At 65.4% G+C, this 16,938-nt stretch carries 8 protein-coding genes; 1 reads left to right on the forward strand and 7 read right to left on the reverse strand.

Annotated features, from left to right (window positions below; all coding sequences use genetic code 11):
- Window positions 1–338 precede the first annotated feature (338 nt).
- Window positions 339–2,330 carry a BNR-4 repeat-containing protein gene (locus ACYVHT_RS02800; RefSeq protein WP_460547713.1) on the reverse strand — a complete coding sequence of 664 codons (1,992 nt, stop codon included), beginning with the start codon at window positions 2,328–2,330 and terminating at the stop codon, window positions 339–341.
- A gap of 106 nt (window positions 2,331–2,436) precedes the next feature.
- Window positions 2,437–5,616 carry a beta-galactosidase, LacZ type gene (gene lacZ / locus ACYVHT_RS02805; RefSeq protein ID WP_460547716.1) on the reverse strand — a complete coding sequence of 1,060 codons (3,180 nt, stop codon included), beginning with the start codon at window positions 5,614–5,616 and terminating at the stop codon, window positions 2,437–2,439.
- Between the two features lie 176 nt (window positions 5,617–5,792).
- On the opposite strand from lacZ, the gene ACYVHT_RS02810 reads away from it, so the two are divergent.
- Window positions 5,793–6,533 carry a sterol desaturase family protein gene (locus ACYVHT_RS02810; protein WP_460547718.1) on the forward strand — a complete coding sequence of 247 codons (741 nt, stop codon included), beginning with the start codon at window positions 5,793–5,795 and terminating at the stop codon, window positions 6,531–6,533.
- A gap of 46 nt (window positions 6,534–6,579) precedes the next feature.
- Here ACYVHT_RS02810 and galB read toward each other — a convergent pair whose 3' ends face one another.
- The 5 genes from galB to ACYVHT_RS02835 all read right to left on the reverse strand — a co-directional run bounded on the left by galB (window position 6,580) and on the right by ACYVHT_RS02835 (window position 16,928).
- On the reverse strand, window positions 6,580–9,066 hold the full coding sequence (gene galB, locus ACYVHT_RS02815; protein ID WP_460547720.1) for a beta-galactosidase GalB: 2,487 nt from the start codon (window positions 9,064–9,066) through the stop codon (window positions 6,580–6,582).
- A gap of 76 nt (window positions 9,067–9,142) precedes the next feature.
- On the reverse strand, window positions 9,143–11,086 hold the full coding sequence (locus tag ACYVHT_RS02820) for a glycoside hydrolase family 97 protein (protein WP_460547722.1): 1,944 nt from the start codon (window positions 11,084–11,086) through the stop codon (window positions 9,143–9,145).
- Window positions 11,087–11,096: 10 nt separating this feature from the next.
- Window positions 11,097–12,692: an alpha-N-arabinofuranosidase gene (locus ACYVHT_RS02825; protein WP_460547724.1), complete on the reverse strand. Its 1,596-nt coding sequence runs from the start codon at window positions 12,690–12,692 to the stop codon at window positions 11,097–11,099.
- Window positions 12,693–12,792: 100 nt separating this feature from the next.
- Entirely contained in the window at window positions 12,793–14,913 is a 2,121-nt protein-coding gene (locus tag ACYVHT_RS02830; RefSeq protein WP_460547727.1) for a family 43 glycosylhydrolase, read from the reverse strand.
- Between the two features lie 53 nt (window positions 14,914–14,966).
- Complete coding sequence (locus ACYVHT_RS02835; protein WP_460547729.1) at window positions 14,967–16,928, reverse strand: alpha-L-arabinofuranosidase C-terminal domain-containing protein; 1,962 nt, start codon at window positions 16,926–16,928, stop codon at window positions 14,967–14,969.
- Window positions 16,929–16,938 lie beyond the last annotated feature (10 nt).

Raw genomic sequence — 16,938 nt, forward strand, 5'->3', positions numbered from 1 at the left:
CCCACAGTAAAAGTGCGCGCAGGGCACGAAAAATACTGCTGTCAGGTGCGGGTGCAGGTCCAATCGCAGGTACGCGAGCTAGCCGCTCCCGCTGCCGAGCGGCCCGTGGCTTCGGCCGGCGAGTAAAATCAGCCGTTTTGCGGCCCGGCAGGTCACCGGTACTACGGTTCGTTCCGTTTCGCGAAGTAGCCTTTCTGAGTGAGCCTGCTTTTTTATTCAATAACAGCTCAAACCCGAGGCGTGGCCAAGCCGAAGCAGCTGCCGCCAACTAAAGCCGCTTTCTGGCAGAAACAGAACGGGGATTTAAATCCGGTGGCACTCGCAGCAAAGCCGCCGAATTACCTGGCCCTTTTCAGAATCATAAATTCGGTGCGGCAGTTGCGCTGAAAGTCGGCTTCAGTTGTTGGGTGGCGCACGATGGGACGGGTGGCGCCGTAGCTTTTGGTTGTGAGGCGTGATGGGTCAATGCCCTTGCTCACCAGATAGCTCACTACGGCCTGGGAGCGTTGCTGCGAAAGCGTAAGGCTGCCAGCAGCCGTGCCACGTTCGCGCTGGTCAGCGTGTGCATCCAGCTCAAGGCGGACGTTGGGATAATTGGCGAGTATGCGTACCAGCGTATCGAGGAACGCAGCGGCATCCGGACGAACGTTGAACTTGCCATAGGCGTAGTGCACATCCGGCAATGTGAAATCCACAATCCGATGTATCACGCTCATTGTTATATCCATAGGAATCACGACGGCATCAGGCCCGGGATTGTGCGCCTCCTTGGTGCTTACAGTGGCCTTCGCTATAAAATAACCGGGACGCTCAGCCCGGACGGTATAGTCCGTTGCCGAGTCTAACTCAAGAGTGAATTTTCCATCGGGGCCGCTGGTAGTGGTCGAGGTCCTGCCAGCGGGGCCAGTAGCGGTGATGGTGGCCCCGGCGACAGGTTGTGTGGCACCGCCCGCGGCTTCGCGTACCCGCGCATTGCCATCGAGATGGAAACGGCGGATGACAGCGCCGATATGCAGAGGCACTACCGCCTGGCCGGGCTGCCAGTCGAGCACGTACACGTGCTGCGGGGGCAGGTTTTCGAGGGTTTCGCCATCGCCCTGGCCGGTGCGCTGCACGAACAGGCTCAGGATGCCCTCGTTTTTCCAGCGCTCGGTGTCGTAGCTGGGCTCCCAGTTGCCCACGGAGGTGGCGGTGAGGTCGGCGGGCGTCCACTGGTTCTGGGCGAGGTCGCGGCACTGTAGCACGGAGGCGCGGGCCTGGCGCTCGGCATCGCGGTAGAGCAGGTAGGCGGCGGTGCGGCCCTTGGTGGTCGAAACCAGCAGCTGCGGGCGGGCAATCGGAATCTTCTTGGTGCCCACGCCGCTCAGGCTGAAGGGCGTGGTGCGCTGGCTGATTTGGGCGGTTTTCCAGGTGTGGCCGGCGCGGAAAATGAGCTGGTACTGGGGCACCTGGGTGCCGGCCGGGCGCCAGTAAGTGGCGATGTAGGGCTGCCCCTGCGCATCGGTGGTGATGCTGGTCTGGTTAATCAGCTCGCTGTTTTGGGGGATGCGGGCGGCGTACTCGGCGGTTTTCTCGGTGATGGGAAGGGCGTACTGCTCGCCGGTGCTGCGCTGCCAGGTGCGGCCGCCATCCTTCGAGCAGGCGTAGGCCATGTCGTGGTTGGAGGCCACGTTGGGGCTTTCGCGCCACACCCAAGACACGTGGATGGTGCCCCGCGCATCGATGCAGGCCTGCCAGTAGGCGTTGCGCTGGCCCTCGCCGTCGATGAGGACGCTGTGCAGGCGGGTCCACTGCTGGGTTTTCGGGCTGTAGCGGTTCAGCACGAGGTTGCCGTTGCCGGAGCCGCCGTCGCGGTACATAAACAGCAGGTCGCCGCCGGGGAAGCGGTGGAATTCGGGGTAGCTCACCTTCTGCTCCTGCTGGCCGGTCATGGGCTGGAGCGGGCCCATTTCCAGCGAGCCGGGGGCCTTGCCGCGGCAGTAGCGCAGGGGGTTGTTGTGGTGGTCGAAGGACAGGTGTACGTAGCCCGCGCCGTCCACCAGCAGGCTGATGATGTTGTGGGCGTCCTGCACATGGCCCTGGTAGGGCGTGCGTTGCACCTGCCAGGGCCCGGCCGGCAGCCGCCGTTTGGCCAGCACCACGTAGGCGGCCGAGTCGTAGTAGGCTACGTACTGGTCGCGGCCCTGGGTCACCACGGAGTTTTTGCGAAACACTGCGCCGTTCACGTTATTCTTCGCCCAGCCCAGGCCCACCGGCGTTTGAGCGCGGGTGCTGAGGAGCGGCAGGAAGCTGCTGAGGAGCAGGAGCAGCAGGGCGCGGAGGTTGAGCATCAGGGGAATCAGGGTTATTTAGTTAGGCGCCTGCAGGCGTACCGTCCGGGCCGTTCGCAAATCGTTGAAGCGGCGCGGGGCGCGGACTACAAAGTCCGCGCTACTCCTACGGTTGGGGCGTTTTTTCATCCACCAGGCGCAGGGTGTAGGTGTAGCTATACTGCTTGGCGAGCAGGCGGTAGGGGTCGTGGGGCAGGGCGCCCCAGCTGTTGTCGCCGCCGACGCCGCGCTGCTTCAGGTCCACGCTCAGGTACACGCGGTCGGGGTGGCGGCGCACGTCGCTGGTGTGCTGCTGCTTCTTGCTGAGGCCGGGGTCTAACTCTTCGGTGCGGACATCGAGGGCGCTGAAGCTGAGGGCCTGGGCACCTTCGACGCGCAAGCCCTGGCCGGCGGCGTTGGTGAGAGTGAGCCAGCGGGTATCGGTGTGGTAGCCGCCCTCCTGGGGGCGGATGTAGTTGTTGAGAAACTGGTTGCGCACCGAGTCGCGGAACAGGCCCAGGAAGCTGGCAGTGTTGCGGTCCTGGTAGTTTTCCCACGGGCCGCGGCCGTAGTAGGCCAGCTGCTGGTAGCGGCCGGGCAGCTCCAGCCGCATGCCGAAGCGCGGCAGCTCGGGCAGCTCGCGGCCGGCCAGGTCGATGGCGGCCGTCACTTGCAGCGCGCCGTCGGGCTGGACGAGGTAGGCCACGGTGTAGGGCACGTTGATATCCGTGAGCAGGTATTCGAACTTGATGGGCAGGCCGGCGGCCGACTCCTCCCCCACCGTGACGCGCTGCACCTGCCGGGCCGCGTGGGCCGTGCGCCACACGCCCAGCCGCTGCGGCATGCCGTTGCCGAAGTCGTTATCCGTCGGCGCGCGCCAGAAATAGGGCTCCGGGTACTGGTTGATAACCTGCTCGGTGCCGCGCCGGTAGCTGCTCAGCCGGCCCTGCGCGGTGTTGAACTCGCCGCTGATGTCGCCCGCCGTAAACGTCAGCCGGTCGCCGTCGCGCTTGATTTGCAGGCCGCTGGCCGCCACGGCGGGCCGGGCGAAATACGCGTCCTCGGGCGTGAGGCGGAACTGCTCGCGGGCTACCTCGTGGCCGGCGGGCACCAGCGGCTGGGCGGTGCGGGTGGTGGCGAATACGTTGAGCACGTACTCGGCGCCGGCTTCCGAAGCCAGCCTGGGCAGGGGCAGCTGCACGTTCTGCTGCTGGCCGGCGGCGGCTTTGGCAGTGAAAGAGCCGTCCTTCACCACCGCGCCGTTTTTCAGCACTTCCCAGCGGAAGGCGTAGTTGCGCAGGTCGCGGAACGAGAAGCCGTTCGTGACCGTGATGCGGCCCGAAGCCGGCTGCGCGGCGCTGAAGCGGATGTCCTGGTACACCTTTTTCACCTCCCACAGGCCGGGGTGCGGGGTGCGGTCGGCGGCCACGAGGCCGTTGGCGCAGAAGTTTTCGTCGTTCTGGCGGTTGAAGGCGCCGAAGTCGCCGCCGTAGCCGAAGTAGGGCAGGCCGTAGTTGCTGGCCAGCAGGCCCTGGTCGACCCAATCCCAGATGAAGCCGCCCTGCATGCGCGGCGTGGCCCGAATCAAGTCCCAGTATTCCTGAAAGTTGCCGTTGCTGTTGCCCATGGCGTGCGAGTATTCGCACATGATGTAGGGCCGGGTTTTGTCGGTGGCTTCGGCGTAGCGCTTCATCGAGCCCATGCCGGGGTACATCGGACACACGATGTCGGTGTCCACGTCCTCGCCGGCCTGCTCGAACTGCACGGGGCGGCTCGGGTCGCGCTGCTTGAGCCAGGTATAGGCCTCGTGGAACACGGGGCCGTTGCCGCACTCGTTGCCCATGCTCCAGATGATGACCGAGGCATGGTTCTTGTCGCGCTCCACCAGCCGCTCAATGCGGTCGCGGTGCGCAGGGGCCCACTGCGGCAGGTAGGCCGGGTGCTTGCTCTTGTCGAAGCCGCCCTGCAGTTCGGCGCCCATGCCGTGGGTTTCGATGTTGGCCTCATCCACGAGGTAGAAGCCCAGCTCGTCGCAGAGGCGCAGCCACCGCTCGTCGTCGGGGTAGTGGCAGCTGCGGATGGCGTTGATGTTGAACAACTTCATCAGCTCCAAATCTTTCCGCATGCCGGCTTCGGTCACCACGCGGCCGGTGGTGGGCTCCAGCTCGTGGCGGTTCACGCCGTGCACCTCCACGGGCCGGCCGTTCACCAGCAGCTGGGCGTTTTTGATTTCGACGGTGCGGAAGCCCACGGCGCAGCCCGTCACGGCAAGCGCCTGGCCCTGGGCGTCTGCCAGCGTGAGGCGGCACTGGTAGAGCGTGGGGATTTCGGCGCTCCAGGGCCGCACGTTGCGGATGGTCCCGCTGAGTTTCACCAGCTGGGTGCCGCTGGCGGGCGGGTTGACGTTGCCTGCCACCGAAGGAATCGACTGCTGCTGGCGCAGCACGGTTTTGCCGCTGGGGTCCAAAACTTCTACCGTGAGGCGCGATGGGCCCGCAGGAGTTGTGGCGAAATTGCGCAGCGTGACATCGGCCGAAAACTGGCCGTTTTTGTAGCTGGGGTCGAGGCCGGCGTGGGTGAAGAAGTCCCAGATGGTTTGCTTGGGCAGGCTGTAGAGATACACGTCGCGGTCGAGGCCGGAGAGGCGCCAGAAGTCCTGGTCTTCGAGGTAGCTGCCGTCGTGCCAGCGGAATACCTGCACGGCCAGCGTGTTCTCGCCGGGCCGGAGGTACTGCGTGATGTCGAACTCGGCCGGCGACTTGGCCACCTTGCTCATGCCCACGCGCTGCCCGTTCACGAACACCACCGCGTAGCCCGAAATCGAGCCGAAGCTGAGCAGGACTTCCCGCCCGGCCCACCCGGCCGGCACCGTGAAGCTGCGCCGGTAGCTGCCCACCGGGTTGTCGCGCCCGTCGATGAACGGCGGGTTTTTCGGAAACGGATACGTGATGTTGGTGTAAATCGGGGTGCCGAAGCCCTGCAGCTCCCAGTTGGCCGGCACCTGAATGGTTTTCCAGCCCGCGTCATCGAAGCCGGGCTGCTGGAAGGTGGTGGGCCGCTGGTCGGGCCGGGCCACGTAGCTGAATTTCCAGGTGCCGTTCAGACTCTGATACCAGGGCGAGCGGGCGTAGTCGTTGGCCGCCACGTCGGCCGCCTTGTCGTACACCATGAAGCTGGCGTGGGGCTTCTCCTTGCCCTGGTCCACGGCCAGCGGGTTTTCCCACTCGTTGGGCGGGGCGGTTTGGGCCAGGGCCGCGCGGCCGGCCAGCAGGCCGGCCAGGGTCAGAAATCGAAAGACACGTTTCATGCGGGTGGGATTGGGAAGAACATGGGCCCGCGTGGCCCGCTGGATATTGTGTCTGCAATACTACTTCGCCACCCGTCGGGGCAGCGGGGGCATTTTGGGAGATTGGGGGGGACGAATTCGTCGGGACACTTCCCGCTTATCTTTCGCCCTGAAACCCAACCTCTCCCCTGCCGCCCGTGAAACTGCTGGCCTATTTTAAAGACCTGAGTTGGCAACAAGCCCTGCCGCTGTTTCTGGCCGAAAACCTGCTCGTGCTGCTGCTGGCGCTGGCCTTTGGCTATGGGCTGCAGGCGCTTTTTGGCCGGCGGCGGGCGCTGGGGCCGGTGCATCACCCCATCAGCGGCCGGGAAATCCGGCTGGCGACCTACACGCTGCTCATCAACACGGCCGTGACGTTTGCGGGCTTCGTGCTCTGGCGGCAGGGTTTCATCACCATTCGGGAAGCTGTTTCCTGGCGGCTTCTGCTCGATTTTGCGGTGCTGTTTCTGGGCATGGACCTGCTGATGTACGTGTTCCACTACGTCATTCACCAGACGGTACTCTACCGCTGGATACACGGCCTGCACCACGAATACCCCGAGCCGCAGCCCATCGACCTGTTCGTGCTGCACCCGCTGGAAACCGTCGGCTTCGGCGGCCTGTGGCTGCTGCTCATGGCGGTGTATCCGGCCAGCTTCCCGGCCATCGTGGCCTACCTCACGGTGAATGTGCTGTTTGGCGTGCTGGGCCACTCGGCCGTCGAGCCCTTCCCAGCGGCCTGGGAGCGCGCCCCGCTGTTGCAGCTCATCGGCTCGTCGGGCTTCCACTTCCAGCACCACCAGAACGACCAGTCCAACTTCGGCTTCTACACCTCCATCTGGGACCGGCTGTTTGGCACGTTCGCCAGCAGCCCGGCCATTAAAAACCCGCCCCGGTAAGCTGCGGGGCGGGTTTTTATTTTAAGCCCGGGCTGATGCCAGCGGGCTACTTCCCGGCCGGAGCCGCCGCTTTCAGGCTGAGGGTTCCGGCTTTCAGGCCCTTGCCGGTCACGGTCAGCCTGATGTCGCCGGGCTTGTCGCCGGCCTGCACAATGGCCACCAGCTGGCCATGAAACGCGTGCATCTGCGGTTGTTGGAAAGGCTCCAGGCAGGTAGGGTCGCCGTTGCCGATGGCCCGGAAGCGGCCCGCGCCGCTCACCGCCACCTGCAGCTGGCTGGTGGCCTCGGGGCAAAGCGTGCCGCTGGCGTCTTCCACGCGGGCCGTCACGTAGGCCAGGTCCTGGCCATCGGCGGCGAGGGCGGTGTGGTCGGCCACGAGGCGAATGTGGTGGGGCTTGCCGGCAGTACGCACGGTTTCCTCGCCCACGGCTTTGCCCTGGGCATCGTAGGCCACTACTCTGATGCTGCCGGGCGCGTATTTCACGTCGTTCCACATCAGGCGGTAGCGGGTCTGGGGCTGGTCGGAAGGGCCTTTGGTCTGGCGGCCCTGGCTTTTGCCATTCACGAAAAGCTCGGCCGACGGGGCGTTGGTGTAGCAGTACACGGGCGTGGGCTGGCCCTCGCGGCCGGGCCACGTCCAGTGCGGCAGCAGGTGCACGGTGGGCGCGGTGGTGTTCCAGCGGGCGCGGTAGAGGTAGTACCGGTCTTTGGGCAGGCCCACAAGGTCCAGAATGCCGAAGTAGGAGCTGTGCGAGGGCCATTTCTCGTCGTAGGGCGTGGGCTCGCCCAGGTAGTCGAACCCGGTCCACACAAACTCGCCGATGACGAAGCCCAGGTCGTCCTGCTTCACAAATTCCTCGTCGGGTATCTGCGACCAGCTGCAATACTCCAGGTCGTAGCTCGACGACTGGTTGTCGGGGTACTGCTTCTGCTTGGCCTTCTCCACCGGAAACTTGTACACGCCCCGCGAGCTCACCGTGGAGGCCGTTTCGGTGCCCAGAATAAAGCCCTGGGGCAGCTTGTCGTTGGCCTTTTCGTACTGCGCGGGCTTGTAGTTGAAGCCGGCAATGTCGAGCACCGAGGCAAAGTTGTTGTTGATGGCCGCGTCGATGCGGTCCATGCCCGCCGTGACGGGGCGCGTGGGGTCTTCGCGGTGCACGATGTCCTGCAGGCGCCGGGCTATTTTGCCGCCGCCGGGCGCGCTCTGGTCGGGCACCTCGTTGCCGATGCTCCACATTATCACCGAGGGGTTGTTGCGGTAGTGATGCACCATGTTCACCAGGTCCTTCTCGGCCCACTGGTCGAAATACTGGCTGTAGCCGTTTTTCACCTTCGGCGTTTTCCACTCGTCGAAGGACTCCACCATCAGCATGAAGCCCATCTCGTCGCACAGCTCCACCAGCTCCGGGGCGGGCATGTTGTGCGAAGTCCGGATGGCGTCGCAGCCCATGTCCTTCAGCAGCGTGAGCTGGCGGCGCAGGGCGGCTTTGTTGATGGCCGCGCCCAGCGGGCCGAGGTCGTGGTGGTTGCACACGCCCTTGAACTTGCGGGTTTTGCCATTCAGCGAAAAGCCTTTGCCCGCCTCAAATTTGAAGGAGCGAATGCCGAAACGGGTCCGGTATTCATCCCTTAGCTCGGAGCCCATGAAGAGGCTGGACGTGGCCGTGTAGAGCGTGGGCGTTTCGGGCGACCACAGCTGCGGCGTGGGCACCACCAGGTTCTGCTCGAACTCCTGGCCGTCGGTGGGCAGCAGCGTGGTGCTGGTGGTGGCCATCACCTTGCCGCTGGCGTCGCGGATTTCGGTTTCCAGGCGCAGCGGCTGGAAGGCATTGCCGGGCGTGGCCACCTTCGTGCGCAGCTTCACCTTGGCAAATTCCGGCGTGATTTCGGGCGTGGTCACGTAGCTGCCCCACACGGGCACGGCCACGTCGTCGGTCACTATCAGGTGCACGTTGCGGTAGAGGCCCGCGCCGGGGTACCAGCGCGAGGCTTCGGGCTGGTTGCGCAGGCGCACGGCCAGCAGGTTGTCGCCGCCGGGCTGCAGCAGGCGGGTGATGTCGACGCTAAACGAGTTGTAGCCGTAGGGCCACGCGCCCGCCTCCTGCCCGTTGAGGTAGATTTGGGCGTCGCTCATGGCCCCGTCGAACAGCAGCACCACGCGCTTGCCAGGCCCGAACTCCGGCACCACCAGCTTGCGCCGGTACCAGCCCGTGCCGATGAACGGCAGCCCGCCCGTGCGGCCGGATTTCTGAGTGGCCTGCGCTTCGTTGTTCTGCTCGATTTTAACCTTTTGCAGGTCGTTGTTGCCATCGAACGGGCCCGAAATGGCCCAGTCGTGCGGCACGCTCACGGTGGGCCATTTGGCATCGTCGAAGCCGGGGCGGGCGGCTTCGGGCATCTCGCCTTTGCTGAATTTCCAGCCGTCGGTGAGTAGAATGTCCTGCCGGGACTGGGCAATGCCGGGCAATGCGCCCAGGCCAAACAAAGCAGCGGCTGACGTTCGGAGAAGCTGCCGGCGAAGGGATAAAGTCATGAAAACAGGAGTTGAAGGCCGTGTTGAAAACGCAAAGAACAGGCTTTTGCCCCATAGCAGCCGGTCCTATAACCATCTACCTGGGCTGCACCACAAAGCCGCCGTGCGCCGGGAGCACGATGCTGATTTTGTCGGGCGACTGCGCCAGCGGATAGGTCCTGAACTCGCGGTTGGTGGCACCATCGGCAATAACGGCCCCGGCGCCCAGGCCCAGCTTGCTGGGGTCGAGCACGATTTCCCGGGACGCGTCGGTGCCGTTGATGCCGGCCACGTACCAGCGGCCGTCGGGCGCCTGGCGGGCCAGCACGGCGTACTGGCCGGGGTAGCCGTCGATGAACTTCACATCAACCCAGCGCGGCGGCAGTGTTTTGATGAATTCCTGCACGTAGGCCGGCTGCGCGGCCATGCCCTCGGGCACCTCGGCGTAGTGCTGCACGCCCGACTGAAACAGCACCGACAGCGCCAGCTCGAACGCGTTGGAGGTGCGGCGCTGCTTGCCCTTTATTTCCGAGAAAGCCATCGGCGTGAAGTCCATCGGCCCCACGGCGTTGCGGGTGAAGGGCAGCACGGCGCAGTGCGTAGGCTCCTGGTCGGTGTTGGCCTGGTCGAAGGTCAGGAACTCGAAGCCCCGCACGGCCTCCATGCTCATCAGGTTGGGGTAGGTGCGCTGCCAGCCGCGCGGAATGGTGGTGCCGTGGAAATTGACGACCAAACCGGCCTGGGCGGCATCGGTGAGCAGGTCCTGGTAGTAGTTCATGAACGACTGCCCATCGCCCCCGAAAAAGTCGATTTTCACCCCGGCAATGCCCATTTGCCGGATGCGGGCAAACTCTGCGCGCCGCTGCGCCGGGTCGAACATGATGCTGTTTTTGGGCGACTGCGGCGCTTCATTCCAGCTGCCATTCGAGTTGTACCACACCAGCAGGCCCACGTTTTTGGTGCGGGCGTAGGCGGCCAGTTCGGCCATCTTCTCGTAGCCGATTTGCTTGTCCCACAAGGCATCTACCAGGCAGTAGCGCCAGCCCATGTCGGCCGCGTAGTCGATGAAGCGGTGCTGCACATCATACACCACGCTGTTGTCGCCCAGCAGCACCCACGACCACGCCGCCTTGCCCGGCGCGTCGGTCAGCAAAGCCGTTTTGGCCGGCGCGCTCAGGTCCGTGGTCAGCGTCGACTCGACGATGGGCGCCAGCGAATTGCCCACCACCAGCACGCGCCACGGCGTGCGCCAGGGCAGGCGGCTTTCGGGCAGCAGCGGGGCCTGGGCTGTGGTGCGCTCCGGCGCCTGCGCAAAGGCGATGCCGTACTCGGCATCGGGCGCGGCGTGGGCCAGGTGGCTGCCGCAATACGTGCGGTCCATGCCCGCCTCGGTGAGCAGCACCCAGTGCCCGCCCGCCTCAAACAGCGCCGGAAACGACCACCCCTGCCCCAGCGTGGACGGCGTGCCGGCCGCCACGCCCAGCTGGTAGTATTCCTCGTACGAGGGCTGGGTTTTGGCCCAGCCGGTGTGGGCCACGGCGTGCGGGTGCAGCCAGCCTTTGGCCGCGCCGGGCAGGTGAAAGGTGGTGCGCTCGGCCGTGATGCGCTGCAGGTCTTGGGCCTTGCCTTCCAGCAGGTATTGAAAGGCCACGCCGTCGTTCGACACCCGGAACACGACGCTCAGCGACAGCCCCCTGGCGCCCGCGAACCGGAACACGCGCTGGTTTGCCTGGTAGCGGCAGCTGGCGCGCTTGTCGGTGCGCAATTCGTAGCTGTCGCTCACCTTGGTGAGCTCGCCGGCCTTTTCCAGGCGCAGGCCGGTGCTCACATCGGCCCCGGCCAGCTCCAGGCCCAGGCGGGAGGGCCGAAGCAGCTCGGCCTCGCGGTAGCGCACGCGGTAGGTGGGGCGGCCCCCGGCGGCCAGCGCCACGGTCACGCGCACCGCCCCATCGGGGCTGGCCACCTCAAGCGGAGCAGCAGTCTGGGCCGAAGCAGCCATGGTCATCAGGACGGTAACGAGCAGCAGGCAGTAAGTACGCATAGCGGGTCTATTATTTCAATTCCAATACCACCACCGACTTGGCCGGCAGCGTCACGGCCAGGTTGCCGCCTTTCTTTTTGGCGCCTTTGAAATCGGCTAGGGCCACGGTGTTGGGCTTGTCGAAAGTATTGTAGTCGTTGATTTTGGCCGAGGTCAGCACGCGGCCGGTCACGGTTTTCCAGCTCACGCCGGGCAGGGCGGTTTCGATGGTCAGGGCCTTGTTGGGGTCGAGGTTGACGAGGGAAATGTGGACCGCGCCGCTCTTGTCTTTGGAGGCCGAAGCGTTCAGGGCCGGGATTTTTTCGTTGCCGAAGGTATACTCGGGGCTGGTGAACTGCAGGGGCAGGTACTCAGCATCCTGGTGCACCTGGTAGAGGTCGAACACGTGGTAGGTGGGCGTGAGCAGCATCTTTTCCTTATCGGTGAGGATGACGGCCTGCAGCACGTTCACGGCCTGGGCCAGGTTGGCGCCCTTCACCCGGTCGCAGTGGTTGTTGAAGATGTTGAGGGTGGTGCCGGCCACTAGCGCGTCGCGCAGCGAGTTCTGCTGGTACAGGAAGCCGGGGTTGGTGCCGGGCTCCACGTCGGTCCACACGCCCCACTCGTCCACCAGCAGGGCCACCTTCTTGTCCTTGTCGTACTTGTCCATGATGGCCGCGTGCTTGGTAACGATGGCGTCCATCTTCAAGCAGTTGCGCAGGGTGCTGAAGTACTGGTCTTCGCCGAAGCCGGTGGCCTTGCCCTTGCTGCCGCTCCAGCTGCCGGTGGGCAGGGTGTACTGGTGCAGGGTGAGGCCCCACATCTGGTTGAGGGGAATGTTTTTCATGCACGTTTCGGTCCAGTTGGCGTCGTCGCCGTTGGCCCCGCTCACGATGCGCTTGAGCGGCGTGCCGGGGTAGTTGTGGGCGAAGGTGGCGTAGCGCTTGTACACGTCGGTGTAGTAGCTGGCCGTCATGTTGCCGCCGCAGCCCCAGCTCTCGTTGCCGATGCCCCACCAGCTCACATGGTAGGGCTCGGGGTGGCCGTTTTTGCGGCGCTCCTGCACCATGGGCGTGTCCTCGTTCGAGTTGAGGTACTCCATCCAGTTGCTCATCTCCTGCACGGTGCCGCTGCCCACGTTGGCGGCCAGGTAGGGCTCACAGCCGATGAGGCCGCACAGCTCCATGAATTCGTGCGTACCGAAGCTGTTATCCTCCAGGGTGTTGCCCCACCACAGGTTCAGCATCTTGGGGCGCTGGGCGGTGGGGCCCACGCCGTCGTGCCAGTGGTAGGTATCGGCGAAGCAGCCGCCGGGCCAGCGCAGGTTCGGCACGTGGATTTTCTTCAGCGCCTCCACCACATCGAGCCGGATACGGCCCTGCTTGGGCACGTTCAGGCCGGGGTCCACCCAAAAGCCGTCGTAGATGCAGTGCCCCAGGTGCTCGGCAAACTGCCCCTGGATGTGCTTGCTGATAACCAGTTTAGGGTCGCCGGGCTGCACGGTCATCTGCACGGTTTGGCTTGCGCCTTCCTTCGGTTGGGCCGGGGCCAGCAGCGGCGCCATACAGAAACCGGCCAGCAGCGCGGAGCCGCTGGCGGCGCGGCGCAGGGAGAGAAATGGGGTCATGGGGAAAATCTGAGTGAGTATGTGTTTCCTGGGTCGGCCATGCTTCGACTGGGCTCAGCATGATGTTTTTTTACCTGGTTGGCTTCTTATAATCAATTTCTTACGGCTTGTCATTCGGCAGCACGGCCCAGCTGAAACAGGCACCGTCGCGGTGGTCGGGGCGGGTGCCGGGGGCATCGGCCGAGCAGAGGCTGCCCACGCCGGGGTCGGCAAAGAGGTAGCGGTGCGTGCGGAGCGACTGCAGCATGAGGTCGCCGCGCTGCATGTCCTGCCACTGGAAAAGGGAGGCGTCGCCCTGCTCCGCGGTTTCCAGGCGCACGTCGGCCATGCCGCCCAGGCCGCGCACCGTGACCCAGCCGCCAGTGGCCACCGACTGCAGAGCCACGCGGCCCCGGCCTCGGTCGACTACCCGGAAGCGGCTGGCCGGGCCTTCGGCCCCGAGCCGGTCGTGGGCCGGCAGCGGGCGCACGAAGTTCTTCCAGCTGGTCAGCACCGTGCTGTCGGCCCGGCTGGTGAGCCGGATTTCCTGGCCGTAAGGGATGGGGCGCGTGAGGCCGCGCGGGCGGGGCTCGGCCACCTCGAAGGTGTTAAAATCGGCGTAGCCCCCCGCCTGGCCCTGGGTGTTATAATTGAACAGCCCGTAGCGCACGCCCTGGAAGGTGCGCAGCTGAAACACCATCGTGCATTCCGGCCCCAGCTCGGTAAAGGTGCGTCCATCCAGACTGTAGCTGAAGCGGGCCTTTTCGGTATCGAAGTTGCAGCTGGCGCGCAGCCACAGGTGGGCGCTGCGGAGCGGTTGGCGGGCCGTCTGGCCGGTCGTGTGGTCGTACTGGCGCAGCTCCAGGCCGCTGGCGGCGCGGGCCGCGCCCAGCCAGGCGTAGGGCCAGTTGAGCAGGGCCAGGCCGGCCACGTCGCCGGGCTGTAGCTTGCCGAGGTCGACCTCCGTGGTCACCACCGACTCGGGGCCGATGGCGCGCTGGGTCAGGGTGTTGCGGGCCTGCCAAAAGTCGGGCGCGGGCAGGGCGTGCAGGCGCAGGTAGCCCTTGCGCTCGGCCAGCGACCAGTGGCCGGCCGCGGGCGTGTGGTTCCACTGCCACACGGGCTGCAGGGCGGGGGCGGCAAAGTCGTCGCTTCGCCGGTAGGGCGCGTGCGGGGTGTCGGTGGCGCCGGTGTTGGGCTTCACCCAGGTGCCGGGCGAGCGGGTGAGGTTGCCGGGCAGGCCGAAGTAGGGCCAGCCGTCCTGCCAGGTCATGGGCGAGAGGCAGGTGAGGCGGCCAACGGAATTGTGGTCCATCATCGACCAGCCCCACCACTCGCCGCTCGGCGTCTGGACCAGCCCGCCCTGGTGCAGCGTAATGCTGCGCACGAGGTTGGGCACCGGCGCCACCAGCCTGAACGGAGGCTGGCTGCCGCCCGCCAGCGTGTAGCCCGTGCCGAAGCCCAGGTTTTCCTTGGCGCTCATCACCTGCACCTGGTAGGGGCCGCGGGGCTGGTCGGCCCGCAGGCACACCTGGTAGCACAGCGGGTCGTAGATGGTGTTGGTGATGTAGTACTTGCCATCAATCTTGTAGAAGTGGGCGCCCTCGCCCGAGCCGCTGCCTTTGGTGACAATAACCTGCTCGGAACCGGGCCGGATGTCGGTCAGGTCGTCGGTTAGCTCGGCCAGGTGCACGTCCTCGTAGCCCCACACCACGTACACTTTGCCATCGTCATCAAACAGCACCGACAGGTCGTGGAACGACTTTTTCAGCTCCGTGTGCGTCCAAGGGCCTTTGGGGTTGGTGGCGGTGTAGAGCTGGGTTTTGCGCCCGTTCACGTTGGTGAAAATGTAGAACGTGCCGTTGTGGTAGCGGAAGCTCGGCGCCCAGATGCCCTGGCCGTAGATGCTCTTGCCGTCTTCGAGCCGGTAGGCCGGGCCAAAATCGAGCGGGCCGGCCGCGTAGGTCAGAAACTCCCAGTTTACCAGGTCTTTGGAGTGCAGCACGGGCAGGCCGGGCATGGCGTGCATGGTGGTGCCGGTGAGGTAGTAGTCGGTGCCCACCCGAATCAGGTCGGGGTCCGAAAACTCATCGTAGAACAGCGGGTTGGTGAAGGTGCCGTTGCCATTATCGGCCACCCAGGTGGGGTTTTGGAGGAAAGCCGGGCCCTGCGGCCGCTGGCCCACGGCCGGCAGCGCCGCCAGGGCGAAGGTGAGCAGCAGCAGACGGGTAAGGATTTTCATGCGGGTGGGTTCGGGTGATAGCAGGACACTCTTCAGTAGCCTGCAGGGCTTTCTCAGGACTTTCTACCGTTTCCCCGCACCCGAATCACGGCCAGCGAATACGGCGCGACGGTGTAGGCGAAGGACTTGCCGGCTTTGAATGGCGACACCTTGGGCAGCACGGCCTGCGGGATGGCGAAGGTGTTCTTGGCATCGCGGGCGCCGGTCAGCACGCTTAGCGTGGCGCTGGAAGTCAGCCCCTTGAAGCGGGCGAGGCTCACGCCTACCACCTGGCCTTTGCCGCTGGGGTTCACCAGCTTCAGGATGACGTCGCCGGTTTGGGCGTCGCGCACGCAGGAGCTGACCACGGCCGAATCGGTGGGCGGCACGGTGGACGCGGGGGTGGCGATGCCGGCAAAGTATTCGTCGCCCTGGTTCTGGCCGAACAGGGCCTGCACGTAGTAGTTGGCGGTGGGCACCACGGTCGAGTTGTTGAAATAAATCAGGTCGGGGTTCCACTGGGTATGGTTTTCGCGGGCCAGCAGCGGGGCGTAGGAGGCCAGGCGCACCACGTCGCCGTTGCGCTCCAGGCTGGTCATGTAGGCGGCTTCGGCCAGGGCGTTGAACAGGGCATTGCCGCGCGAGGCGTACTCGCCGAGGTACACCTGGGACTTGCGGCGGTCGTAGCTGTCGTAGCGCCGGTTGTTGGCCAGAAACCACTGCGGGCTTTCGTAGTAATGCTCGTCCACGAGCGGCACGCGCAACTGGTTGGCGAAGGCCCAGCCCTGGTCGTAGTCCTCCCCTTTCGGCGACGGCCCCACGGTGCCAATGACCTCCACGTTCGGATATTTGGCCCGCACCGCGTCGTAAATCAGCTTGAACCGCTCGCGGAACTCGGGCGTCTGCTTGTCCTCGTTGCCGATGCCGATGTAGTGCAGGTCGAACGGGGCGGGGTGGCCGGCGGCGGCGCGTTTGGCGCCCCAGGTAGAGGTGGCCGGGCCGGTGGCGTACTCAATCAAATCGAGCACGTCCTGGGTGTAGGCGGCCATGTCGGGCAGCGGGACGCACTGCTGGCCGGTGCCGCCAATCTTCCACGAGCCGCCCGAGTTCTGGCAGCTCACGCCGGCCGCCAGCACCGGCAGCGGCCAGGCCCCAATGTCTTCGCAAAACTGGAAGTACTCGAAATAGCCCAGGCCGGCCGTCTGGTGGTAGTTCCAGATGTTGCGCTGGGCCACGCGCTGCTCCACCGGACCGATGGTTTTTTTCCAGTCGTAGAGGTTGTCGAGGCCGTCGCCGTGGGCCAGGCAGCCGCCGGGGAAGCGCATGAAGCGCGGCTTGAGGTCGGCCACGGTCTGGGCCAGGTCGGCGCGCAGGCCATTGGGGTGGTTATGAAAGGTTTGCTGCGGAAACAGCGAAATCTGGTCGAGGTCGATGATGCCCTTGGCGGTGGCCAGCACCACCAGGCTGGCATCGGGCGCGGCGGCGGTGGGCGTGAGGGTGGCGCGGTACTGCTGCCACGGCCCGGCCTGCGCCGACAGCGTGGTTTCGGCCAGCACGGTGCCTTTGGCGTCGCGCAGCTGCACCAGCAGCGGCAGGGCCGTAGCCGATTCCAGGCGGGCCCACAGCGAAAAATCGTATTTCTCCCCCGCTTTCAGCGGGATGCCATCGAAGCCGTTGTTCTTCAGCCCCAGCCCTTTCTGAAACGGGCTTTCCACCCGCAGCTGCACGTAGTGCGGGTTGTTGGGGTGCAGCGGCGCGGCGCTTTCTACCGAGAGGCTGCCCATGGCGTAGCCCTCGTGCAGGTAGTCCCAGCTGGTGAGCGGGTGCCAGCCGCCGTGGTCGCTGGGGCTGTATTCGAACGAGCGGTTCTGCACCAGCTCGGCGTAGAGGCCGCCATCGGCCGCGTAATTGATGTCCTCGAAGAAGATGCCGAACAAATCGGGGCTGATGGGTTTGCCGGCGCTGGCTTTTTGCGCGGCGGCCGGCAGCGTAGCCAGCGCGAGGGCCGCCAGGAGCAGCTGGGTGGGAAATTTCATAGGGGAAATT

This window comes from Hymenobacter daeguensis, assembly GCF_054780555.1.

Bases quoted from the DNA above. Each gene is read 5' to 3' on its own strand.
- lacZ (WP_460547716.1), bottom strand. From the start codon at position 5,616: ATGAAACGTGTCTTTCGATTTCTGACCCTGGCCGGCCTGCTGGCCGGC.
- ACYVHT_RS02835 (WP_460547729.1), bottom strand. From the start codon at position 16,928: ATGAAATTTCCCACCCAGCTGCTCCTGGCGGCCCTCGCGCTGGCTACG.
- ACYVHT_RS02800 (WP_460547713.1), bottom strand. From the start codon at position 2,330: ATGCTCAACCTCCGCGCCCTGCTGCTCCTGCTCCTCAGCAGCTTCCTG.
- ACYVHT_RS02820 (WP_460547722.1), bottom strand. From the start codon at position 11,086: ATGCGTACTTACTGCCTGCTGCTCGTTACCGTCCTGATGACCATGGCT.
- galB (WP_460547720.1), bottom strand. From the start codon at position 9,066: ATGACTTTATCCCTTCGCCGGCAGCTTCTCCGAACGTCAGCCGCTGCT.
- ACYVHT_RS02825 (WP_460547724.1), bottom strand. From the start codon at position 12,692: ATGACCCCATTTCTCTCCCTGCGCCGCGCCGCCAGCGGCTCCGCGCTG.
- ACYVHT_RS02830 (WP_460547727.1), bottom strand. From the start codon at position 14,913: ATGAAAATCCTTACCCGTCTGCTGCTGCTCACCTTCGCCCTGGCGGCG.